The 21,999-nt window shown below is 65.4% G+C and carries 19 protein-coding genes; 8 read left to right on the top strand and 11 right to left on the bottom strand.

Annotation, left to right across the window (positions count from 1 at the left end):
* Position 1: 1 nt before the first annotated feature.
* Positions 2-2,320 carry an FdhF/YdeP family oxidoreductase gene (locus tag AWC12_RS20425; protein WP_085176725.1) on the bottom strand — a complete coding sequence of 773 codons (2,319 nt, stop codon included), beginning with the start codon at positions 2,318-2,320 and terminating at the stop codon, positions 2-4.
* 286 nt (positions 2,321-2,606) lie between these two features.
* Here AWC12_RS20425 and AWC12_RS20430 point away from each other — a divergent pair, with 286 nt between their 5' ends.
* Complete coding sequence (locus AWC12_RS20430; RefSeq protein WP_085176657.1) at positions 2,607-4,784, top strand: glutamine synthetase III family protein; 2,178 nt, start codon at positions 2,607-2,609, stop codon at positions 4,782-4,784.
* A gap of 103 nt (positions 4,785-4,887) precedes the next feature.
* Here AWC12_RS20430 and AWC12_RS20435 read toward each other — a convergent pair whose 3' ends face one another.
* The 9 genes from AWC12_RS20435 to iolC all read right to left on the bottom strand — a co-directional run bounded on the left by AWC12_RS20435 (position 4,888) and on the right by iolC (position 15,199).
* Complete coding sequence (locus tag AWC12_RS20435) at positions 4,888-5,889, bottom strand: Vgb family protein (protein ID WP_024447899.1); 1,002 nt, start codon at positions 5,887-5,889, stop codon at positions 4,888-4,890.
* Between the two features lie 237 nt (positions 5,890-6,126).
* On the bottom strand, positions 6,127-6,972 hold the full coding sequence (locus tag AWC12_RS20440; RefSeq protein WP_085176661.1) for a sugar phosphate isomerase/epimerase family protein: 846 nt from the start codon (positions 6,970-6,972) through the stop codon (positions 6,127-6,129).
* 103 nt (positions 6,973-7,075) lie between these two features.
* Positions 7,076-8,569: a CoA-acylating methylmalonate-semialdehyde dehydrogenase gene (locus AWC12_RS20445; protein WP_085176663.1), complete on the bottom strand. Its 1,494-nt coding sequence runs from the start codon at positions 8,567-8,569 to the stop codon at positions 7,076-7,078.
* Between the two features lie 33 nt (positions 8,570-8,602).
* Complete coding sequence (locus tag AWC12_RS20450) at positions 8,603-9,607, bottom strand: Gfo/Idh/MocA family protein (RefSeq protein WP_085176665.1); 1,005 nt, start codon at positions 9,605-9,607, stop codon at positions 8,603-8,605.
* A 2-nt stretch (positions 9,608-9,609) separates the two neighbouring features.
* Positions 9,610-10,512, bottom strand: a complete 903-nt coding sequence (locus tag AWC12_RS20455; protein ID WP_085176727.1) for a sugar phosphate isomerase/epimerase family protein — start codon at positions 10,510-10,512, stop codon at positions 9,610-9,612.
* Positions 10,513-10,527: 15 nt separating this feature from the next.
* Entirely contained in the window at positions 10,528-12,477 is a 1,950-nt protein-coding gene (iolD, locus tag AWC12_RS20460; protein WP_085176667.1) for a 3D-(3,5/4)-trihydroxycyclohexane-1,2-dione acylhydrolase (decyclizing), read from the bottom strand.
* A 4-nt stretch (positions 12,478-12,481) separates the two neighbouring features.
* Complete coding sequence (iolB, locus tag AWC12_RS20465; protein WP_085176668.1) at positions 12,482-13,357, bottom strand: 5-deoxy-glucuronate isomerase; 876 nt, start codon at positions 13,355-13,357, stop codon at positions 12,482-12,484.
* Complete coding sequence (locus AWC12_RS20470; protein WP_085176670.1) at positions 13,354-14,238, bottom strand: Cgl0159 family (beta/alpha)8-fold protein; 885 nt, start codon at positions 14,236-14,238, stop codon at positions 13,354-13,356. The genes iolB and AWC12_RS20470 overlap by 4 nt, the downstream gene beginning before the upstream one ends.
* Entirely contained in the window at positions 14,231-15,199 is a 969-nt protein-coding gene (iolC, locus tag AWC12_RS20475) for a 5-dehydro-2-deoxygluconokinase (protein WP_085176672.1), read from the bottom strand. The genes AWC12_RS20470 and iolC overlap by 8 nt, the downstream gene beginning before the upstream one ends.
* A 157-nt stretch (positions 15,200-15,356) precedes the next feature.
* On the opposite strand from iolC, the gene AWC12_RS20480 reads away from it, so the two are divergent.
* Positions 15,357-16,088: a GntR family transcriptional regulator gene (locus AWC12_RS20480; protein WP_085176673.1), complete on the top strand. Its 732-nt coding sequence runs from the start codon at positions 15,357-15,359 to the stop codon at positions 16,086-16,088.
* A 75-nt stretch (positions 16,089-16,163) separates the two neighbouring features.
* Here the strand turns inward: AWC12_RS20480 and AWC12_RS20485 are convergent, their stop codons facing one another.
* Entirely contained in the window at positions 16,164-16,946 is a 783-nt protein-coding gene (locus AWC12_RS20485; RefSeq protein WP_085176675.1) for a TIM barrel protein, read from the bottom strand.
* Positions 16,947-17,142: 196 nt separating this feature from the next.
* Between AWC12_RS20485 and AWC12_RS20490 the strand changes: the two genes are divergently transcribed.
* The 6 genes from AWC12_RS20490 to AWC12_RS31170 all read left to right on the top strand — a co-directional run bounded on the left by AWC12_RS20490 (position 17,143) and on the right by AWC12_RS31170 (position 21,985).
* Positions 17,143-18,135 (top strand): LacI family DNA-binding transcriptional regulator, encoded by a 993-nt coding sequence (locus AWC12_RS20490; RefSeq protein WP_085176677.1) that lies wholly within the window; start codon positions 17,143-17,145, stop codon positions 18,133-18,135.
* Positions 18,136-18,299: 164 nt separating this feature from the next.
* The gene (locus tag AWC12_RS20495) at positions 18,300-19,286 is read left to right on the top strand and encodes a substrate-binding domain-containing protein (RefSeq protein ID WP_024447911.1); all 987 of its coding nucleotides are present in this window, start codon (positions 18,300-18,302) and stop codon (positions 19,284-19,286) included.
* Entirely contained in the window at positions 19,286-20,344 is a 1,059-nt protein-coding gene (locus AWC12_RS20500) for an ABC transporter permease (RefSeq protein WP_085176678.1), read from the top strand. The genes AWC12_RS20495 and AWC12_RS20500 overlap by 1 nt, the downstream gene beginning before the upstream one ends.
* A gap of 4 nt (positions 20,345-20,348) precedes the next feature.
* Positions 20,349-21,173 (top strand): ATP-binding cassette domain-containing protein, encoded by an 825-nt coding sequence (locus tag AWC12_RS20505; protein WP_085176680.1) that lies wholly within the window; start codon positions 20,349-20,351, stop codon positions 21,171-21,173.
* A 43-nt stretch (positions 21,174-21,216) separates the two neighbouring features.
* A complete protein-coding gene (locus AWC12_RS20510; RefSeq protein ID WP_024447914.1) occupies positions 21,217-21,690 on the top strand; it encodes an SRPBCC family protein in 474 nt (157 codons plus the stop codon).
* Positions 21,691-21,835: 145 nt separating this feature from the next.
* Positions 21,836-21,985, top strand: coding sequence for a hypothetical protein (locus AWC12_RS31170; protein ID WP_162562248.1), 150 nt, complete (start codon positions 21,836-21,838; stop codon positions 21,983-21,985).
* The last annotated feature ends 14 nt before the right edge of the window (positions 21,986-21,999 follow it).

Raw genomic sequence — 21,999 nt, forward strand, 5'->3', positions numbered from 1 at the left:
GTTACGCCCGCTCCAGCCGGATCACGATGGCCTTCGACACCGGCGTGTTCGACTTTGTTGCGGTGTGATCAAGGGGGACAAGGGGATTGGTCTCAGGGTAGTACGCCGCAGCGTTGCCCGATGGTGTCGAATATGCGATGACGGCGAAGTCTTTGGCCCGCCGCTCCTGTAGATGGCCCTCGGCGTCGGTGAACTCCGACACAATGTCCACGCGGTCACCGTCGGACAGCCCGAAGCTCTCCAGGTCGGCGGGGTTGACGAACACCACCCGTCGTCCGCCTCTGACGCCGCGGTAGCGGTCGTCGAGCCCGTAGATGGTGGTGTTGTATTGATCGTGGCTGCGCAGCGTCTGCAGCACCAGCCTGCCTTCGGGCACCGCAACCCATTCGACCGGATACGTCATGAAGTTGGCTTTGCCTGTTGCGGTGTGGAATTCGCGGGAGTCGCGTGGTGGGTGCGGCAGCTGGAAGCCGTCGGGGGCGCGCACCTTGCGGTTGTAGTCCCCACAGCCCGGGACGACAGCGGCGATGGCGTCCCGGATGGTGTCGTAGTCGGTGTTGAACGTCGCCCACGGCACGGGATGGTCGGCGCCGAACACGGTGCGAGCAAGCTGACAGATTATCGCCACCTCGCTGCGCACCTGTTCACTCGGCGGATGAAGGCTCCCGCGGGACAGATGCACCATCGACATCGAATCCTCCACGGAGACCATCTGTTTGCCGCTGGCCTGGATGTCGCGGTCAGTGCGGCCCAACGACGGCAGGATCAGCGCGGTGCGCCCGTGTACGAGGTGGCTGCGATTGAGTTTCGTCGACACCTGGACCGTCAGCGCGCAGTTGCGAAGGGCAGCTTCGGTCACCTCCGTGTCGGGGGTCGCCGAGGCGAAGTTGCCGCCCATCGCCATGAACACCTTGGCGTTGCCGTCACGCATCGCGCGAATCGCGCCCACGGTGTCGAGGCCGTGCTCTCGCGGGCTGTGGATACCGAACCTGTCGTCAAGATTTTTCAGGAAGCGCTCGGGCATCTTCTCCCAGATGCCCATGGTGCGGTCACCCTGCACGTTGGAATGGCCGCGCACCGGACACAGTCCGGCGCCGGGTTTGCCGATCATGCCGCGCATCAGCAGCACGTTGGTGATTTCGGTGATGGTGGGTACCGCGTGCTTGTGTTGCGTCAACCCCATGGCCCAACACACGACGGTGCGCTGCGATGACGCCATCATGGCGGCGACGCGGTCGAGTTGCTCTCGGTCGATGCCCGTCGCCTCCAGCACCGTCTCGAGGTCGACGTCGCGGGTGCGGCGTTCGTAGTCGTCGAAACCCGCGGTGTGGTCGGCGACGAATTCGCGGTCGACCACGCTGCCGGGGTCGCGATCGTCGGCCTCCAGCAACAGCTTGCCCAGCCCAGCGAACAGCGCCATGTCGCCGCCGAGGCGGAGCTGGACGAACTCGTCGGCGATCGGGACACCGTCGCCGACGACGCCGTGTACTTTCTGGGGGTCTTTGAAGCGGATCAGACCCGCTTCCGGCAGCGGGTTGATCGCAATGATCTTGGCGCCGTTGGCTTTCGCCTTCTCCAGAATCGACAGCATGCGCGGATGGTTGGTGCCGGGGTTCTGGCCGGCGATGAGGATGAGATCGGACAGGATCAGGTCCTCGACGGTGACCGACCCCTTGCCGATGCCGATGGAGTCGATCAGCGCGGTGCCCGACGACTCGTGGCACATGTTGGAGCAGTCGGGAAGGTTGTTGGTGCCCAGGCACCGCACGAACAGCTGATACAGGAACGCGGCCTCGTTGCTCGTGCGTCCCGACGTGTAGAACACCGCCTCGTTCGGGCTGTCGAGGGCGCGGAGTTCGTCGGCGATCAGGCCGTAGGCGTCGTCCCACGTGATCGGCCGGTAGCGGTCGTCACCGGCGCGCAGCACCATCGGCTCGGTGAGGCGGCCCTGCTGGGAAAGCCAGTACTCCGGCTGGGCCTGCAGTTCGGCGACGGTGTGCCGCGCAAAGAACTCGCGGGTGACGACGCGCTTGGTGGCTTCCTCTGCGACGGCCTTGGCGCCGTTTTCGCAGAACTCGGCCAGTTTCCGGCCACCGTGCTCTTCCGGCCAGGCGCAGCCGGGGCAGTCGAAGCCGTGGCGCTGGTTGAGTTTGGCCAGTGTCGCCGTCGTCCGGAGCAGACCCATCGATTCCAGGCCCCGCTTGAGCGAGACCATCACCGCCTTGACGCCGGCCGCCTCGTGTTTGCGCTGGGTGACGGTCAGGTTGCGCTCGTCGACATCGGCGTCGATGTCTCGGTCGGGGTGGCGACGCGTGGGCATGTCCTCCATTGTGGTCTGCTGCGCAACCACCGCCCACGACGGCACGATTTGCACCGCGATCGAGCGTGTCTGCACACCGCCGCGCCGCCGGCGACGTGCATTGACCGCGCGCTCGTCGCCGTCGAGTGCTACCTAACCGTCGCACCGGGTCCCGAAGTGACCTTTGGTAACGCACGCCTTCTGACGTTGACGCTCGCGTAACAAGTTCGGCATCGATCCTTCCTAAGGTGGGCCGGTCAACTGTCCGTCGAGCCGGGGCGCGGACACAGCAGTGATAGGAAGTCCATTGAGCGGTAATGCGGTACGCCTGCAGGCGATCAACAATGTCGAGGCGTATATGCCGCCGGCGATCAGCTTCGATCCGACCGAGGCGCCCGGTGCGATCTTCGGCTCCAATGTCTTCACCAAGGCCGAGATGCAGCTGCGCCTGCCCAAATCGGTGTACAAGTCCGTGGTGGCGACCATCGAGAAGGGCGCCAAGCTCGATCCGGCGATCGCTGATTCCGTCGCCTCGGCGATGAAGGACTGGGCCCTGTCGAAGGGCGCCACGCACTACGCCCACGTCTTCTATCCGATGACGGGTCTCACGGCGGAGAAGCATGACAGCTTCCTCGAACCGGTCTCCGACGGCGAGACGCTCGCCGAGTTCGCCGGCAAGACGCTGATCCAGGGTGAACCGGACGCCTCGAGCTTCCCGTCCGGCGGCTTGCGCAGCACGTTCGAGGCCCGCGGATACACCGGGTGGGATGTCACCAGCCCCGCCTACATTCTGGAAAACCCCAACGGCAACACCCTGTGCATTCCGACGGTGTTCGTGTCGATGACCGGTGAGGCACTCGACTACAAGACCCCGCTGCTGCGCAGCCAGCAGGCGATGGGCGTGCACGCCGAGCGGATCCTGACGCTGTTCGGGCACAAGGATCTGCAGAAGGTGGTGTCGTTCTGCGGCCCGGAGCAGGAGTACTTCCTCGTCGACCGGCACTTCTTTCTGGCCCGCCCCGACCTCGTCAACGCCGGCCGCACCCTCTTCGGGGCCAAGCCGCCCAAGGGTCAGGAGTTCGACGACCACTACTTCGGAGCGGTGCCCGAGCGCGTCCTCGGCTTCATGATGGACACCGAGCGCGAGCTGTTCAAGCTGGGCATCCCCGCCAAGACCCGGCACAACGAGGTTGCTCCGGCTCAGTTCGAGGTGGCGCCGATGTTCGAGCGCGCCAACATCGCCTCCGACCACCAGCAGCTGCTGATGACGGTGTTCAAGACGATCGCCAAGAAGCACGGTATGGAATGCCTGTTCCATGAAAAGCCGTTCGCCGGCGTCAACGGTTCGGGTAAGCACGTCAACTTCTCGGTGGGCAACGCCGAGCTCGGCTCCCTGCTCGTGCCGGGTGACACCCCGCACGAGAACGCGCAGTTCCTGGTGTTCTGCGCCGCCATCATCCGCGCCGTGCACAAATTCGCCGGGCTGCTGCGTGTTTCGGTCGCCTCCGCGACCAACGACCACCGGCTCGGCGCCAACGAGGCGCCACCCGCCATCATCTCGATCTTCCTGGGCGCCCAGTTGGCCGACGTCTTCGAGCAGATCGCCAAGGGGGCGGCCACGTCGTCAAAAGGCAAGGGCGTCATGCACATCGGCGTCGACACCCTGCCGACGCTGCCGACGGATCCGGGTGATCGCAACCGCACCAGCCCGTTCGCCTTCACCGGCAACCGTTTCGAGTTCCGTGCTCCCGGCTCGGGGCAGACAGTCGCGGTGCCGATGATCGTCCTGAACACGATCATGGCCGATTCGTTCGACTACATGGCGACTGCGCTGGAGAAGGCCATTGCCGACGGCACCGACTTCGACAGCGCCGTGCAGACGCTGCTCACCGAGATCATCACCGAACACGGCGCCGTCGTGTTCAACGGCGACGGCTACTCGGAGAACTGGCAGATCGAAGCCGCCGAGCGCGGACTGCCGAACCTCAAAACCACGCTCGACGCGATCCCCGAGCTGATCAAGCCCGAGGCCATCGAGGTGTTCGAACGTTACGGCGTGTTCAACGAGCGAGAGTTGCACAGCCGGTACGAGGTTCGGCTGGAACAGTATGCGCTGACGATCGCGGTCGAGGCGAAGCTGGCGCTGGAGCTGGGCACGACGGTGATCCTGCCGGCCGCGGTCCGCTACCAGACCGAGCTCGCGCAGAATGTCGGAGCCTTGAAAGCTGCCGGTATCGACGCCGATACCACACTGCTGCAGTCGGTTTCAGCCCCGATCGCCGAACTGACCGTGGCGCTCGCCGCGCTGAAGGCCGCCTTGTCGGATCACTCCGCGGAATCGGCGCTGGACGAGGCCACGCATGCGCAGAAGGCGCTGCTGCCGGCCATGGAAGCGGTGCGCGCTGCGGCGGACACGCTGGAATCCGTGGTGGCCGATGATCTGTGGCCGCTACCGACCTATCAGGAGATGCTCTACATCCTGTGAGTGGGCTAGCGTCGCTCCGTGAGCGCGCGCGTCTGTACGCCGACACCCCGGTATCGCACATACAGGTGCGCGCTCTCGCGCCCTACGAGCGTGACGTTCCGGCTCAGCCCGGGTCGACCATCTGCACCACTCCCGTCGTCACGCCGGCGATGAACAACCGTCCGGTCGTCGGGTCGGCGGCGACGGTGTAGGGGTTCTGCACGGTCGGCACCCGCATCACCTCACGCGGTGTCTCCTCGGCCATGTCGTAACCGACGACCTCATTCGTCCCCGACGATGCCACCCACAACCGGTCCCGCGTGGCATCGTAGGTGATGCCATACGGCCCACCCGGCTGCGGCACCTCCGCGAGTTGCATTGGGCTGGTGTCGAATACGCGTACCGCATCACCGCGCGTGTCGGCGGCGATCAATCGGCCGTGCCTGTCTGCGACCAGATGCGTGGGTCCAGACCCGGCGGGGGTCGACCCGACGATGGTCAGGTTTGTCGTGTCGTAGATCGTCAGATCATTCTTGCGGACGTCAAGCAGGCCCATGCGGTCGCCGACGGGCGCCAACCCCGCCGGCTGCACGCTGTCGGTGAACACCTTGACGACGCGGCCGTCGCGGATCGCGCTGACAGTGCCGCCGAGCTCGTTGGCGACAAATGTGGTTCCGTCGGGTGCCTGCGACGCGTCGTGAGGCACAGTGCCCGTGATGATCTGCGGCTCCGCGGCTCCGCCGGGCAACTCGACTCGTACGAGCGCATTGGCGCTTTCCACCGGCACCAGGACCGGGCCGCCGGGTTTGGCGAGTTGCAGGTGACGGACCGCGCCGGGCAGCGGCGTCCGACCGGTGATGTCGCCGGTGTCCGCATTCATCAGGACGAGTTCGAACGGTTCGCGCGTGGCGACGGCGACGGTGCGGGTGACGGGGTCGACGACGATACCTTCGGGTGCGGCCCCAACTCGCACCTGACGTCCCGGAGGTGGCGTCGTCGGCACGGCGGCCCGCTGAGGTTCGGCCGCGCCCGGCAATTCCGCCACCGGCGGTCGCGTGCCCTCGGTCGGCACGCCCGGCGGGATCAGCCCTGTGGTGGTCGTCGGTGGAGGGCCGGTCGCAGGCACTGTTTCAGCTGGAGGGTTGCTGCAACCCGCTACTAGCAAGATCGCGGCGGCGACGGCCGCTGGGACACGCATTGAGCAGGAGTACCCGCGCCTGCGGACCCGAAGCTGTCCGGCGCCACTCGTAAGAAATGGCCACCCGGTGGCGTCCGCTTCCGGGAATATGCGGCGGGTCTTGAGCGAGGCCTGACCAGGTTGCCTGCGACGGTATCGCCGGTGCTGATCGTCGGACAACGCCGTCTACAGAACCTTTCGAGCGGTCTCGGCTGCCCTCTGCAGCGCCTCCCCGACCGGCAGCGTGCGGAATGATTCGGACAGGATCTCGACTCCCCACGGACCGTCGAATCCCTTGCCCCGCAACACATCCACCAAGCCGCTCAAATCGAAGGATCCTTCACCGCACAGGACACGCCGGTCGATGGTGTCTTCGAACAGGGTGCCAACCACCTCGGGCATGGCGTCGTCGAGCTCGACGCCGAAGACGATTCCGTCGAGTAGGGACGTGTCCAGCTCGGTGAGAGAGGTCTCAGCGCGGAACACATGCCACGCGTCAACCAGCAAACCGACATGGGGATGAGCTACCGCATCGACCAATTCGGCACCCACGGGCACCGTCGCGAGCCGCGAGAAAGGCATCGTCTCGATCGCGATGCGGGTGCCCAGGCGCGAGGCGTCGTCGGCGAGTTCGCGCAGCGGCGCGACGAGGGACGCCAGATCGATGGCGGCGGAGCCATTCTCGGAACCGATTTTGATGAAGGCGGGTTTGAGGACGTCGGCTGCGTCCAGCAGGAGGTCACGGACGTGGTAAGTGTGGCCCGATTGGCCGCGAGGAATCGACCACCGCTCGATCAACTCGATCTCGATGTGCGAAAGGCCGTGTTCGGCGGCCATGGCGCCGAGCGCGGCGAACCCGATCGAATCGCGGATCGCCATGAGATCGTCTGCAACCAAACCAAACCCCATGAAGCCCGCCTCTGCGATGGCTTTCAGCCGCTCGTGGATCGGGACAGGACTTGTCGCGGGGGAGCGCATCGGCGACGTGTTGCCTGCGCTGGTCCATGCCGTCGCGATCAACGCGGTGTTCATATGGTTGCTTTCGTGGCCTGCGAGCGTGCGGAAAATGCCACCGCGAGCGGCGTGTCCACGTACAGACACGCGCGCTCGCGGTGCAGGTGTACTTCCGGGGAACTCAGCCGTTTTGGGGGAAGCCGAGGTTGATGCCGCCGTGGCTGGGGTCGAGCCAGCGTGCGGTGATGGCTTTCTGCCTGGTGAAGAAGTGCACGCCGTCCATCCCGTGGGCGTGGCTGTCGCCGAACAGCGAGGCTTTCCAGCCGCCGAAGCTGAAGTAGGCCATCGGGACCGGGATCGGCACGTTGATGCCGACCATGCCGACCTCGACTTCGTTCTGGAACCGGCGGGCTGCGCCGCCGTCGTTGGTGAAGATGGCGGTGCCGTTGCCGTAGGGGTTGGAGTTGATGAGTTCCAATGCTTGGTCGTAGGTCTCGACCCGCAGGACCGAGAGCACGGGGCCGAAGATCTCGTCGGTGTAGACGCTCATCTGGGGGGTGACGTTGTCGAGCAGGGTCGGGCCGAGCCAGAAGCCCTCTGTAGCGCCGTTGGCTTTCACCGTCCGGCCGTCGACGACGACCTTGGCCCCGTCCTTTTCGCCGGCGTCGATGTAGGAGGCCACCTTGTCGCGGTGGGCCCTGGTGACCAGCGGCCCCATGTCGGAATCCTTGGTGCCGTCGCCGATTTTGAGCGGGGTGGTCCGTTCGGCGATTTTGGCGACCAGGTCGTCGGCGATGGGTCCCACCGCGACGCAGGCGCTGATGGCCATGCACCGCTCACCGGCAGAACCGAATCCGGCGTTGACCATCGCATCGGCGGCCAGGTCCAGGTCGGCATCGGGGAGGATGACGGCGTGGTTCTTGGCTCCGCCCAACGCCTGAACGCGCTTGCCTGCGGCGGTGCCGGTGGCGTAGACGTACTGAGCGATCGGTGTCGAGCCGACAAAGGACACCGACTTGATCCTGGGGTTGGTCAGCAGTTCGTCGACGGCGGTCTTGTCACCCTGGAGGACGTTGAACACGCCGTCGGGCAGTCCGGCTTCTTTCCACAGCTTGGCCAGCCACAGTGCGGCGCTGGGGTCTTTTTCCGAGGGTTTGAGCACGACGGTGTTGCCGGTGGCGATCGCGATGGGGAAGAACCACATCGGCACCATCGCGGGGAAGTTGAAGGGTGAGATGATGCCGACCGGCCCCAGGGGTTGGCGGATCGAGTAGGCGTCGACCTTGGTCGAGGCGTTCTCGGTGAACCCACCTTTGAGTAGATGCGGTATTCCGCAGGCGAACTCGACGACTTCCTGGCCGCGGCTGACCTCGCCGAGTGCGTCGGAGACGACCTTGCCGTGCTCGCTGGTGATGATCTCGGCCAACTCGCCCTTTCGGGCGTTGAGCAGCTCCCGGAAGGCGAACAGGATCTGGGTGCGCTTGGCCAGCGAGCTGTCGCGCCAGGCCGGGAACGCCGCGGCCGCGGCGTCGATGACCTTCTGTGCGTCCTCGACGCTAGCCAGCGCCACCTGGCCGGTTGTCTCGCCCGTCGCCGGGTTGGTGACCGGGGCAGTCGAATTCGAGCTGCCGTCGAAAACAGCGTTGTTGACCCAGTGCGAAATCGTGCTCGTCATCCGTACTTTTCCTTCTCGCTTGTGGTTGAGGTTTCAGGGCCGGTCGGCGAGCCGCACGTCGACAGGCAAGCCGGATTCCAGTGATTCGACGCCGGCGGCACAGACTGCCGCGGCCGCGTAGCCGTCCCACGCGGTGGGACCGTCGATGTTCGTGTTGTTCCGCACCGCGTCGACCCAGCGCTGGATCTCGGTGTCGTAGGCCCGGCCGAACCGCTCCCGAAATCCGGGGGTGATCGTTCCACCCCACGTCCCAGGTGCCGCTTTGCGCACCATCCCGACGTCGAGACCGATCATCGCGCTGCCCTTTTCTCCGACCACTTCAGTGCGTACCTCGTAGGCGACACCGGTGGTGACGAACAGCTCGACGTCCACGTGCCGGCCGGATACGGTCCGCAGGATCGCGATCTGAGGATCGATGACACCCTCAGGCGCACCAGGATTCGAGTTCGGTTTGACGATCCGCACGCTGGCGATCTCCTCGCCGAAAAGAAACCGGGTGACATCGACTTCGTGGACCAGGGAATCCTTGACGATCAGCGAGCTGTCGAAGTAGGACGGCACGCCGGGGTTGCGGTGCACGCAGTGCATCACCAACGGCTCACCGAGCTCGCCGCCATCCAGCAAGGCCTTGAGGCGCATGTATTCGTCGTCGAAACGACGCATGAACCCGACCTGGATCAGCGGACGCTCCAGTTCGGACTCCCGCCGGACGATCTCCAGCGAGGTTGCGACATCGGTGGTGAGCGGCTTCTCGCACATGACAGGCTTCCGATGCTCCAGGCAGGCGAGCAGCTGCTTCTCGTGTGTGGAGCCGGGCGTGGCGAGTACGACGGCGTCGACCTCCGGGTCGGCGATGGCGTCGAGCGGGTCGGCGACGGCGCGGCAGCCTTCGATCTCAAAGGCGATCTGCTCGGCCTTCTCGGTGACGTAATCGTTGACGACGGTGACACGGGCTCCCGAGATCTTCGACGTGATCCGGGCGACGTGATCGGCGCCCATGACGCCGACGCCGAGGACGGCAATTCGCAAGTCGGACATGGTCAGAACCTCACTGACGGGATGCCGCAGGACCCGAGGTAGTTGCGGGTGCGTCGGGCGATGGGCAGGGGTGCGTCCACAGGGCAGGGGTACATGTCCTGCTCGACGATGGCGAACACGTCGATGCCGAGCTTGTCGATTTCGGCCAGCAGCGGCGGCATCTCCGGAATCCCCAGCGGCGGTTCGGTCATCGCGCCGAGCTTGACCGCCTCCCCGAACGGCAGATCCTCGGCCTCGACCTTGGCCCGAACCACCGGATCGACCTGCTTGAGATGCAGGTACCCGATCCGCTCCGGGGCGCGGCGGATGATCGCGATGTTGTCCCCACCGCAGTAGGAGATGTGCCCGGTGTCCAGGCACAGGTTCACAAACCGCCCGTCGGTGCCATCGAGGAACCGGTAGACGTTGTCTTCAGTGTCGACATGGGAATCGGCGTGCGGATGGTACTGCGCACGTACGCCGTAACTTTCGAACATCGCCTTGCCGAGTGCGTTCATGCCGTCGGTCTTCTTGGCCCACTGCTCGACACTGAGGTGGCGGTCTTCGAGGACCGCGCCGGTGGCCGGATCGCGCCACATCTCCGGGATGACCACCACATGCTTACCGCCGACCGCGGCGGTCAGTTTCGCCACATCCTCGATCTGCTTCCAGACCGCCGACCAGGAATCGTCCTGATGCAAATGCTCGAACACGGTACCCGCCGACAACTTCAGGCTGCGAGAAGAGAGTTCGTCGGACAGCTGGGACGGATCGGTCGGCAGATACCCGTAGGGGCCCAACTCGATCCACTCATACCCCGCTTCGGCCACCTCATCGAGAAAGCGCGTGTACGGCGTCTGCTGCGGATCATCGGGAAACCACACACCCCACGAATCCGGCGCGGAGCCAATGGTTATCGTGCTCATCATCTGTCCTTCGAGCTAGCGATCGGACGGGTTGATCAACGGGCGCTGGACCTTCTTCCAATCCACATACCGCGCGTAGGCCTGCTGCGTCGATTCTAGGGTCGACACCTCGCTGACGGGTACGTCCCACCACGAATGACTGTCCGGCGCATAGATCATCGGGTCGGTCTCGACGTAGATGACGGTGGTGCGGTCGCTGGCCTTTGCGACCTTGACCGCGTCGGTGAACTCCGCGGCAGTGCCCGCCTTGATGACGTCGGCGCCGAGGCTGGCGGCGTTGGCGGCCAGGTCCACCGGCAGATGCCCGCCGTCGAGGCGGCCCGCTTCTCCGCGGTACTGGTAGGACGTACCGAATCGTTGGGAGCCCAAAGATTCCGACAGGCCGCCGATCGACGCGAAGCCGTGGTTCTGAACCAGAACCGGGATGATCTTGACGCCTTCCTGCACCGCGGTGGCCAGTTCGGTCGCCATCATCAGGTACGAGCCGTCGCCCACCAGGACGAACACGTCGCGGTCCGGTGCGGCCATCCGCACCCCGATGCCGCCCGCGATCTCATATCCCATACAGGAGAACCCGTATTCGACGTGGTAGCCCTTGCGGTCGCGCATCCGCCACAGCTTGTGCAGATCGCCGGGCATCGAGCCCGCGGCGCACACCACGATGTCGCGGGGATCCGACAGGGTGTTGACCAGGCCGATCACCTGGTTCTGGTTCAATGCGGCCCCGTCCTCGGTGCGGTATGCCTTGGAGACGGTAGCGTTCCACTCGGTCATGAGTTCACCTGCACGCCTGCTGTATTCGTCGCTGACCGAGTAGTCGCCGAGCAGGTCGGTGAGCGCCTCCAACGCCTCGCGGGCGTCGGAGACGACGCTGATGCCGCCCTGCTTCACCGAGTCGAGCGACGCGACGTTGATGTTGACGAAGCGGACGTCGGGATTGTTGAACGCCGTACGTGACGCCGACGTGAAATCGCTGTAGCGGGTGCCGATTCCGATGATGACGTCGGCCTCGCTGGCCAGTGCGTTGGCCGCGGTGGTGCCCGTCGACCCGACGGCACCGACCGAGCGAGGATCCTCGTGCAGCAGCGATCCCTTGCCGGCCTGAGTCTCACACACCGGGATTCCGCTATTGGCTACGAAGCGAGCCAGAGCTTCACTGGCGCCGGAGTAGATGACCCCGCCGCCGGCGACGATCAGCGGCTTGGTCGCCGACCGGATCACGTCGGCTGCCTTGGCGATGACGGCACGTTCCGGTTGTGGCCGAGCGATGTGCCAGGTGCGCTCGGCGAACAGCGATACAGGCCAGTCGAACGATTCCGCCTGCACGTCCTGGGGGAGCGCCACGGTCGCTGCACCGGTCTCGACAGGGTCGGTGAGCACGCGCATCGCGCCGAGCAGCGCGGCAGGCAGTTGCTCTGGGCGCCATACGCGATCGAAGTAGCGCGACAGCGGCTTGAACGCGTCGTTGACGGTGACGTCGCCCGAAGACGGCAACTCGAGCTCCTGAAGGACCGGGGAGCTCACCCTGGTCGCGAATGTGTCGGAGGGCAACAGCAATACGGGCAGCCGGTTGATGGTGGCCAGCGCCGCCCCGGTCAGCATGTTCGTCGAGCCGGGGCCGATGCTCGCGGTCACCGCCCACGTCTGGGTGCGATCCTGCTGGCGTGCATAGGCAACGGCCGTGTGCACCATAGCCTGCTCGTTGCGGCCGAGCACGTACTTCAGGCCGGGCTCGGTGTTCGATTCGACCGCTTCTATTTCGGCTTGCAGCAGCGCCTGCCCGATGCCCGCCACGTTGCCGTGGCCGAAGATGCCCAAGCAGCCGGCGAAGAACTTGTGCCGTTCACCGTCGCGTTCCACATACTGGTTGGACAGGAAGCGAACGGTCGCCTGCGCGACGGTGAGCCGCACGGTCGGTTCGTTGTCGACGAGCTTCTCGGTCGACTTCGGCGCGGTGGAAACCACTGTGTCATTCCCCTTTTCGCGAAGACAATGTGAAGGGCAGGCGCGGGTCGATCTCCTGGTGCTCCCAGCTGCCGCGCAGCCAGGTGTGATTGGGATCGTCGCAAATGAGCCAGGCGCGGGTGGGCCCCGAGCCCGCCATCACGTTCAGGTAGTACATGTGGTGACCGGGTGCTGCGATGGACGGGCCGTGGTAACCGTGGGGGACGAGCACGACGTCTCCGGTCCGAACCTCTTCGAGGACCTCGATCGGCCGTTGGGGCGTCCCGTAGACCCGGTGGTACCCGAAGCCCGGTGTCCCGGCAGGAGAATCGTCGATTTCGAAGTAGTAGATCTCTTCGAGCTGTGTCTCCACGTCGGTGTTCTCGTCGTGCTTGTGGGCGGGATAGCTCGACCAGTTGCCGCCGGGCGTGATCACCTCGCACGCGATCAGCGAGTCCGCTTGGAACGCCGTCGCGGTGCCGAAGTTGTGGACCTGGCGGCTGCAGTTGCCCGCGCCGCGCAGTTCGACGGCGACGTCGGCGGCTGCGACGCGGCGATTGGGGAATGCGTTCGTGGCCTGCGCACCGCAGATCGCGATCCGGCCGTGCCCGGAAATGGTGTAGGCCTGGTCGATGCCCAGGTACACCATGTCGGCCGGACCGTCGAACACCGAAGCCCGCGGCGTCAGATCAAAGCTGTCGTCGCCGCATGCGACGGTTCCGCCGCCGGACAGCGGCAGGATCATCACCTCGGTGTGCCCGGTGTTCAGCGATATCGAACCCTCCGTGCCGAGATCGACCACGTGCAGCGAACATTCGGCCCAGCCGGCGTCTTCTGGGGTGATCGCCACGGTGAACGGCGCGGCGGCGCTGTTGGCTTTTATGTACAACGGGGAATTCATCGGACCATCGCCACCGCGGTCGCGACGGCGGAGCTGACGTCGTCATCGGGTGGGTACAGCAGGGTGCGGCCGACAATCAGGCCGCGCACCGACGGAAGGCACAGCGCCTTCTCCCAGCTGGCGAAGGCCTCCTCCGGATCGGTCGGGTCCCCGCCGAGAAGCAGGGTGGGCAGAGTGGTCGACTCCATCACCCTGTCCATCTCGGGGACGACGGGCAGCTTCATCCAGGTGTACGCCGATGTCGAACCAAGGCCCTGACCGATGTGCACCGACTTGATCACGGCATCGGGGGAGAGGTCGTTCTTGACCTTGCCGTCGACCCGGGTGGACATGAACGGCTCCACCATGGCGATCAGCCCATGGGCGGCGAGCTCGTCAACGGCCTTGGCGCACGCTGCCATCGTGGCGACGGTGCCAGGATCATCGAGGTCGATGCGGCACAACATCTTTCCGCCGTTCATGTTCGCCGCCGCGGTGGAGGCGGCCGTGGCGCCGGTCATCCTGTCGTCGAGTTCGAAGGATGCGCCCGCCAGCCCGCCCCTGTTGAACGACGAGAACACGACCTTGTCCTCGAGCGCACCCAGGAGCACGAGGTCGTCGAGAATGTCGGCGGTGGCCAGCACGCCGTCCACACCGGGATCAGCGAGCGCGGCGCGTAACCGGTCGAGCAGGTCGGTACGGCTGTTCATCGCCGCGGGACGGGACCCCACCGCGAGTGCACCTCGTGCCGGGTGATCGGCTGCCACGATCATCAGCCGTCCGTTGCCGCGCAACGTTGGCCGTGGCGTGCGGTGCGCCCAGGCACGCGCGATTGCGCCAGGGTCGCCAGCCCGGACCTCGGTGATCTGGGCGTAGTCCCGGCACAGCGCAGACTTAGACATTGACGGCCCCCACTGCGGTCTGCTCGGCCAGTTCGGCCACTTCGGCGGCGGTCGGCATGGCGGTCGAGCATTCGAGCCGACCGGCCACGATCGCCCCCGCGGCGTTGGCGTAGCGCAGCGTCTTCTCCAGAGACCAACCGTTGAGGAGGCCGTGGCACAGGCTTCCGCCGAACGCGTCGCCGGCGCCGAGCCCGTTGACGACGTCAACTTCGTTGGGCGGCACTGTAACCGACGAATGACGAGTCTTTCCCAGCACGCCGCGTGGCCCCTGCTTGACGATCGCCAGCTCGATGCCGAGGTCGAGCAACGCGTCCGCGGCCTTGTGCGGGTTGGACTCACCGACGGCGATCTCGCATTCCTCCCGATTGCCGACGGCGACGGTCACATGCGCCAGCGCCCTCTGCACCTGATCGGTGGCGGCACCGGGTGTCGCCCAGAACATCGGGCGGTAGTCGAGATCGAGCACTGTCAGCGGTTTGCGTTCACGCAGCTCCCACGCTGCGAAATGTGCACTGCGGCTTGGCTCTTCGGAAAGTCCGGTGACCGTCGACCAGTACAGCCGCGCCGAGCGTACCGCGTCGGCGTCGATCTCATCGGGGTGGATCTGCAGATCCGGCGCGCTGGGCTTGCGGTAGAAGTACAGCGGGAAGTCGTCGGGCGGGAAGATCTCACAAAACGTCACCGGCGTAGGGAATTCGCCGTGGGTTGCGACATACCGGTTGTCGACTCCGAGGCGGGCTAGTTCGGCCCGGACGTAGCGACCGAACGGATCGTCGCCGACGCCGGAGATGAGCGCAGATCGACTGCCCAGACGCGCGGCAGCGACCGCGACGTTGGCGGCACTGCCGCCCAGGAACTTCCCGAACGTCTCGACCTCCTCGAGGCCGACTCCGACCTGAAGGGGGTACACATCGACGCCGCTGCGCCCGATGGCGAGTACGTCATATGGATGGTTGGTCATCACGAGTCACTCCGACGGATAGGTGTGGGTGGCTGCCTAAGACTGTGCCCCTGGTCACGGTGCGGTGTCAAGACTTTGTCCTGACATTCTATCTTTATCTCAATCGATGTTAGTATTCAGCTTCTGTTGACTGGCCCAACACGAGATCGGAGCCGACGTGCCCCTGACAGTGGAGCTCGACAGGTCAAGCCCGGTTCCTCTCTACTATCAACTCGCCCAGGCGATCGAGGCCACCATCAGAGACGGCGAACTCTCGCCCGGCGACCGGTTCGAGAACGAACTCGCGCTGGCCAAGCGGTTGACCCTGTCGCGCCCCACCACCCGTCGCGCCATCCAGGAGCTCGTCGACAAGGGCTTGCTGGTACGTAAGCGGGGTGTCGGCACCCAGGTCGTCCAGAACCCCGTTCACCGCCGTGTGGAGTTGACCAGCTTGTTCGACGACCTCGCCCGCGCAGGACAGGAGCCCACCACCAAACTGCTCAAGTATCAGGTAGGGCCGCCCGACGAAGAGGTCGCCCGCGAGCTGAACATCGCCGAGGACCGCGAGGTGGTGTCCATCCACCGGTTGCGTTGCGCCAATGGCGAACCCCTCGCCCTGATGATCAACCACCTGCCCGCCGATATCGCGCCCGATTCCGAAGAGCTCGAGACCAACGGCCTCTATCAGTCGTTGCGGGCGCGCGGCGTCCACATTCGGCTTGCCCGGCAACGCATCGGCGCACGCAGCGCCACGCGCGCCGAGGCGCAGCTGCTCGACGAGAAGCCGAACGCACCGCTTCTGACGATGGCGCGCACCGCTTTCGACGACTCCGGTGCCGCGGTCGAGTACGGCCACCACTGCTACCGGGCCTCCCGTTACTACTTCGACACCACACTCGTCGACCGCTGACCTGATCCCGCCGAAACTGCATTCCACGCGGTCTTTTCGGCGAAACATGCGCACGGAATGCAGTTTCGGCGGAGGTCAGCTAAATGCGGCGCGGAACGCATCCAGCGCCGCCGCGCTGCCCTCGACACCGGCACCGGAGGGCCAGGCCTCCATGCCGATCGTTCCCGCATAACCGATTTCGCGCAGCGCGACCGCTATGGCCGGGTAGTTGATCTCACCGGTCCCGGGCTCGCATCGGCCCGGTACGTCGGCGATCTGGATCTCGCCGATGGCATCGCCGCACCGTCGCACCAACTCGATCAGATTTCCCTCACCGATCTGGGCGTGATAGAGGTCCAGCATCATCTTGACGTTGGGATGGCCGACGCCCTCGACCAAGGCAAGTGTGTCCTTGGCGCGGGCGAGTGGAACCCCAGGATGATCCACGATGGTGTTCAGGTTCTCCACGCAGAATGTCACCCCTGCCGCTGCACCGAGTTCGCCGAGGCGCTCCAGGGTGTGCGCCGCAGTCAGCCACATCTGGCCGGTGGCGCGCTGCCGCGGCCGTGCCGCCCGACCGTCGACGAGTTCGGCGGTGTGCAGGTTCAGCCGCCTCACGCCCAGGGTCTCCGCGGCTTCGATGCTGAGCTCGGCGGTGCGAATCACCTCGTCACAGGTCATGGGGTCGATGAGATCGCCGTGCAGGTAGCCCGTCATCGATGTGAACGTCGCGCCGGTCGCTGCAAGCTCGTCGAGGTTCTTGTCGTGCCAACTCCAGATCTCGACCGCGAAGCCGAGTTCGTCGATGCGCTTCACCCGATCCAGAATCGGTAGATCGCGGAACACCATCTCCGAGCACACAGCCAGCTGAAAGCTCACCACCGAACTCCCGTCAAGACGGTGGAAGACACGGTGCAGACCGATCCTGTTGTTGCGAAACCGGTTTGGCTTTCGATGGTTGAACCGGGCATAGACCCTCCGAATCTCCGCCTACAGACCTAGAACGTTCTAGTACGTTAGGGCGAGCAGGATCGATCCGTCAACGACGAAGCTGGAACGTTCTAGGCTGTAGCGGGTGAACCGCCGACCGACGCTGGAAGACGTCGCCGCCCGCGCCGGCGTATCGCGTGCGTTGGTCTCCATCGTGATGCGCGACGCGCCAGGGGCCAGTGACCACACGCGCGAGCGGGTCAAACGCGCGGCCGACGAACTCGGTTACCGTCCGGACCCGCGCGCCCGCCGGTTGCGCCAGCGCCGCTCGAATCTGATCGGCCTGACTTTCGCTGTGGGACAGGCCTTTCACGCCGATCTCGTCGACGGGGTGTATGCCTCGGCTGAGGCGCTCGGTTACGACGTCGTCCTCAGCGCGGTGACCCCGCACCGCGACGAAATGCGGGCGGTGCGCACTCTGGTCGACGATCGGTGCGAGGGCTTGATTCTCATCGGGCCCCGAATGCGTGCAGGTCGGCTCGGCGACCTTGCGTCCGGAATGCCGGTGGTGGTGATGGCACGCCGGGTTCGCGCTGTGGACGCGGTGCGCAGCGATGACGTGGCGGGGGCTGTTGCGGGCGTGGAACACCTGCTCGGCCTGGGGCACCGGCGGATCCTCTACCTGGACGGCGGCGGTGCGCCGGGAGCGGCAGAACGGTTGCGTGGTTATCGGCGGGCCACCGGAGACGCCGGTCTGCCTGAGGTCGTGCGTCCCGGTGGTCTCACCGAACGCGAGGGTGCCGCCGCGGCGGCGGCGATGCTCGAAACGGGCGACCTTCCCGACGCGGTGTTCGCATTCAACGACAGATGCGCACTCGGCGTAATGGACGTTCTGATTCGGGCGGGAGTGACTGTACCGCAACAGATCTCGCTGCTCGGATTCGACGACAGCCCGCTGGCAGGGTTGGCTCACATTCAGTTGAGCACCATTCGGCAGGATGCGGCTGCGCTCGCAGACGCAGCGGTGAGCCGTCTGGTGTCCCGCCTGGACGGTGACGGCGCAGGTAGTGCGCCGACCGATATCGTCAGGACACCGACTTTGGTGGTTCGCGGGTCGACTGCAGCCAGGAAGGCCTGATCTGCGAGGATGCCGACCGACAAATGACATGCAGTCCTAATGTCAGGACAAAGTCTTGACTTTCTGGTGTGAGCCGTATTACATCACCAGGGAGGCGTGTCGCCCGGCACCACCCCGGGAGGGCGATGAGGGCGTCGCGACAGTCTCGACGACAAGGAGAAGCAATGACGTTCAAGCGGCTCGCAGCGTTCGCCGGAGCAGGCATCATGGCCCTGGGCATCGTGTCGTGCTCGTCGACCGGCGGAGCACCAGAGCAGTCCGGTGAGGGTGGGGGCGGCGGCACCGTCGACACCCCGCGCATGACGATCGCGATGATCACGCACGAGGTACCCGGCGACTCGTTCTGGGACCTGATCCGCAAGGGTGCCGAGGCCGCCGCGAAGAAGGACAACATCGAGCTGCGCTACTCGAACGATCCGGAGGCGCCGAACCAGGCGAATTTGGTGCAGACCGCCGTTGACAGCGACGTGGACGGCATCGCTGTCACGCTGGCCAAGCCCGACGCGATGCAGGCTGCGGTCAAAGCCGCAGAGGCCAAGGGGATCCCGGTCGTGGCGTTCAACGCGGGAATGGACGCGTGGAAGCCGATGGGCGTCAAGGAATACTTCGGCCAGGACGGTCGCATCGCGGGCCAGGGTGTCGGTGACCGGCTGCGGGCCGAAGGTGCCACCAAGGCCATCTGCATCATCCAGGAGCAGGGCCACGTCGACCTCGAGGCGCGCTGCGCCGGCGTGAAGGAGACCTTCCCCGCCACCGAGATCCTCAACGTCAACGGCAAGGACATGCCCTCGGTCGAATCCACGATCACGGCCAAGCTGCAGCAGGATCCGAGCGTCGACTACATCGTCGCCCTGGGCGCCCCCTTCGCGCTGACCGCTGTGCAGTCGGCCAAGAATGCGGGCAGCACCGCCAAGATCGGCACCTTCGACACGAATGCCGCCCTCGTCGAGGCGATCCAGGCAGGCGACGTCCAGTGGGCAGTTGACCAGCAGCCGTACCTGCAGGGATACCTCGCCGTGGACTCCCTGTGGCTGTACCTCAGTAACGGCAACGTCATCGGCGGTGGCCAGCCCACGCTGACCGGACCTGCGTTCATCGACAAGTCGAACATCGACGCGGTCGCGGAGTACGCGAAGGGCGGCACCCGATAGTGACTACCCAGGAGGCTCTCGACGTCGCCGGTCACAAGGTGGTCCGCGACGAGCGCGTCAAGGAACGGAATCGCCTGCAGCGCATTCTGATCCGCCCCGAGATGGGTGCCGGCATCGGAGCGATCGGCATCTTCATCTTCTTCCTGATCGTGGCGGCGCCGTTCCGCGAGGCGGCCTCGCTGGCGACCGTGCTGTACGCCAGCTCGACGATCGGCATCATGGCCTGCGGTGTCGCGGTGTTGATGATCGGCGGCGAGTTCGACCTGTCGGCGGGCGTGGCCGTGACGTTCAGCTCGCTGGCCGCGTCGATGCTTGCCTATAACCTGCACCTGAATCTTTGGGTAGGGGCGCTGCTTTCGCTGATCCTGGCGTTGACCGTCGGATTCTTCAACGGCTTCCTGGTGATGAAGACGAAGATCCCCAGCTTCCTGATCACGTTGAGCACGTTCTTTATGCTCGCCGGCATCAACCTGGCGGTCACCAAGCTGGTGGCCGGTCAGGTCGCCACCCAGAGCGTCAGCGACATGCAGGGCTGGGATTCGGCCCAGAAGGTCTTCGCGTCGTCGTTCACCCTGTTCGGGGTCAGCATTCGCATCACGGTGGTGTGGTGGCTGGTGTTCACCGCGATCGCCACCTGGGTGCTGTTCAAGACGAAGGTCGGCAACTGGATTTTCGCCGTCGGCGGAGACTCGGACAGCGCTCGCGCCGTGGGTGTTCCGGTCACCAAGGTGAAGATCGGGCTGTTCATGTTCGTCGGCTTCTGCGCCTGGTTCGTCGGCATGCACCTGCTGTTCGCGTTCAACACCGTGCAGTCCGGTCAGGGCATCGGCAATGAGTTCTTCTACATCATCGCCGCCGTCATCGGAGGCTGCCTGCTCACCGGTGGCTACGGCACTGCGATCGGTGCGGCCATCGGCGCTTTCATCTTCGGCATGACCAACCAGGGCATCGTGTACGCGGGCTGGGACCCGGACTGGTTCAAGTTCTTCTTGGGCGCGATGCTGCTGTTCGCGGTGATCGCCAACAACGCCTTCCGCAACTACGCCGCAAAGAAGTGATCTGATGACCATCTCAGTCGAAAAGGCAAGCAGCGATTCTCAATCCGGCGGCAGGGTGCCGTTGGTCGAACTGCGCAACGTCGGCAAGGCCTATGGCAACATCACCGCCCTGAAGGACATCTGCCTTCGGGTGCATGCCGGCGAGGTGACCGGCATCCTCGGCGACAACGGCGCGGGTAAGTCCACGCTGATCAAGATCATCGCCGGCCTGCACCAGCAGACCGAAGGGGAACTGCTCGTCGATGGTGAGCCGACCAGGTTTGCCTCACCCGCCGACGCGCTGGGCAAGGGCATCGCGACGGTCTACCAGAACCTCGCCGTCGTGCCGCTGATGCCGGTGTGGCGCAACTTCTTCCTCGGACAGGAGCTGCGCAAGAAGTCGTTCCCATGGTCACTGGACGCCAACGCGATGCGTGCCACCACGCTGACCGAGCTGGCCAAGATGGGGATCGACCTACCCGACGTCGACGTACCGATCGGTTCACTGTCCGGTGGGCAGAAGCAGTGTGTGGCGATCGCGCGGGCGGTGTTCTTCGGGGCGCGGGTGCTGATCCTCGACGAGCCGACCGCGGCACTCGGTGTCAAGCAGTCCGGGGTGGTGCTCAAGTACATCACCGCGGCCAAGGAAGCCGGCTTCGGCGTGGTGTTCATCACGCACAATCCGCATCACGCGCACATGGTCGGTGACCACTTCGTGCTGCTCAATCGCGGCAGGCAGAAGCTGGACTGCACCTACGACGACATCACGCTGGAACACCTCACCCAGGAAATGGCCGGCGGTGACGAGCTGGAAGCGCTCACCCACGAACTGCGCGGCGCCAAGAACTGAGTCGGCGGGGTTCGAGGTCGAGGGCACCGGGTACGTGTCGCCCATGACTATCTCGACCCTGAAGACAGAAGACGCGGGACCGAAGGCTGTCAGTCGCAGCGTGCAGGTTTCGGCGCCGGTTTCCACACTCTTCGACCTCATCGCCGACCCCCACCGGCACCCCGAGATCGACGGGTCCGGGACCGTGCGCGACATCGACGTCAAAGGTCCGCACCGGCTGAACGTCGGGGACAAGTTCACCGTGGGGATGACGCAGTACGGTCTGCCGTACAAGATCACGTCGAAGGCCACCAAGGTCGAGGAAAACCGCATCGTCGAATGGGAGCACCCGCTCGGACACCGGTGGCGCTGGGAACTCGCCGAAGTGGGACCCGGCGCGACCAAAGTCACGGAGACCTTCGACTACTCCACGGCCAAGGTTCCGCTGGTCATCGAGATTCTCGGGATGCAGAAGAAGAACGCCGACGGCATCGAGTCGACACTGCGGGCGTTGGCTGAGAAGTTCGACGTGCACTGAACCGGGTGACCCGGGCACCGCCACGGCTCGGCCGACACCTGTGAGTGAGCGGTTTCTCGCCGCTCACGAAGCGTTCATGGTCTCGACATGGTGTCGGTACGGCTGTCGGCGGGCCGGTGCGCCCGACGCCCGGCACAATGAAGACATGGACAGTGATCGCGAATACCGCGTGCACGCCCCGGTGTGGCGTGACCCGCTGTCGGCGGGGTGGCGTGCCCACCGCGGGCTGCTCCTGCTGCGCCTGCGCTGGCACGAGCGCCGCACGCAGCCTTCCGAGCCGACAAACCCGAGCTGACCCGCCAGTGCGGC

The sequence above is a fragment of the Mycolicibacterium iranicum genome (assembly GCF_002101705.1).
GTDB classification, from domain to species: domain Bacteria; phylum Actinomycetota; class Actinomycetes; order Mycobacteriales; family Mycobacteriaceae; genus Mycobacterium; species Mycobacterium iranicum.

Bases quoted from the DNA above. Each gene is read 5' to 3' on its own strand.
- AWC12_RS20425 (WP_085176725.1), bottom strand. From the start codon at position 2,320: ATGCCCACGCGTCGCCACCCCGACCGAGACATCGACGCCGATGTCGAC.
- AWC12_RS20440 (WP_085176661.1), bottom strand. From the start codon at position 6,972: ATGAACACCGCGTTGATCGCGACGGCATGGACCAGCGCAGGCAACACG.
- AWC12_RS20445 (WP_085176663.1), bottom strand. From the start codon at position 8,569: ATGACGAGCACGATTTCGCACTGGGTCAACAACGCTGTTTTCGACGGC.
- AWC12_RS20450 (WP_085176665.1), bottom strand. From the start codon at position 9,607: ATGTCCGACTTGCGAATTGCCGTCCTCGGCGTCGGCGTCATGGGCGCC.
- AWC12_RS20455 (WP_085176727.1), bottom strand. From the start codon at position 10,512: ATGAGCACGATAACCATTGGCTCCGCGCCGGATTCGTGGGGTGTGTGG.
- iolB (WP_085176668.1), bottom strand. From the start codon at position 13,357: ATGAATTCCCCGTTGTACATAAAAGCCAACAGCGCCGCCGCGCCGTTC.
- AWC12_RS20470 (WP_085176670.1), bottom strand. From the start codon at position 14,238: ATGTCTAAGTCTGCGCTGTGCCGGGACTACGCCCAGATCACCGAGGTC.
- iolC (WP_085176672.1), bottom strand. From the start codon at position 15,199: ATGACCAACCATCCATATGACGTACTCGCCATCGGGCGCAGCGGCGTC.
- AWC12_RS20495 (WP_024447911.1), top strand. From the start codon at position 18,300: ATGACGTTCAAGCGGCTCGCAGCGTTCGCCGGAGCAGGCATCATGGCC.
- AWC12_RS20505 (WP_085176680.1), top strand. From the start codon at position 20,349: ATGACCATCTCAGTCGAAAAGGCAAGCAGCGATTCTCAATCCGGCGGC.
- AWC12_RS20510 (WP_024447914.1), top strand. From the start codon at position 21,217: ATGACTATCTCGACCCTGAAGACAGAAGACGCGGGACCGAAGGCTGTC.
- AWC12_RS31170 (WP_162562248.1), top strand. From the start codon at position 21,836: ATGGACAGTGATCGCGAATACCGCGTGCACGCCCCGGTGTGGCGTGAC.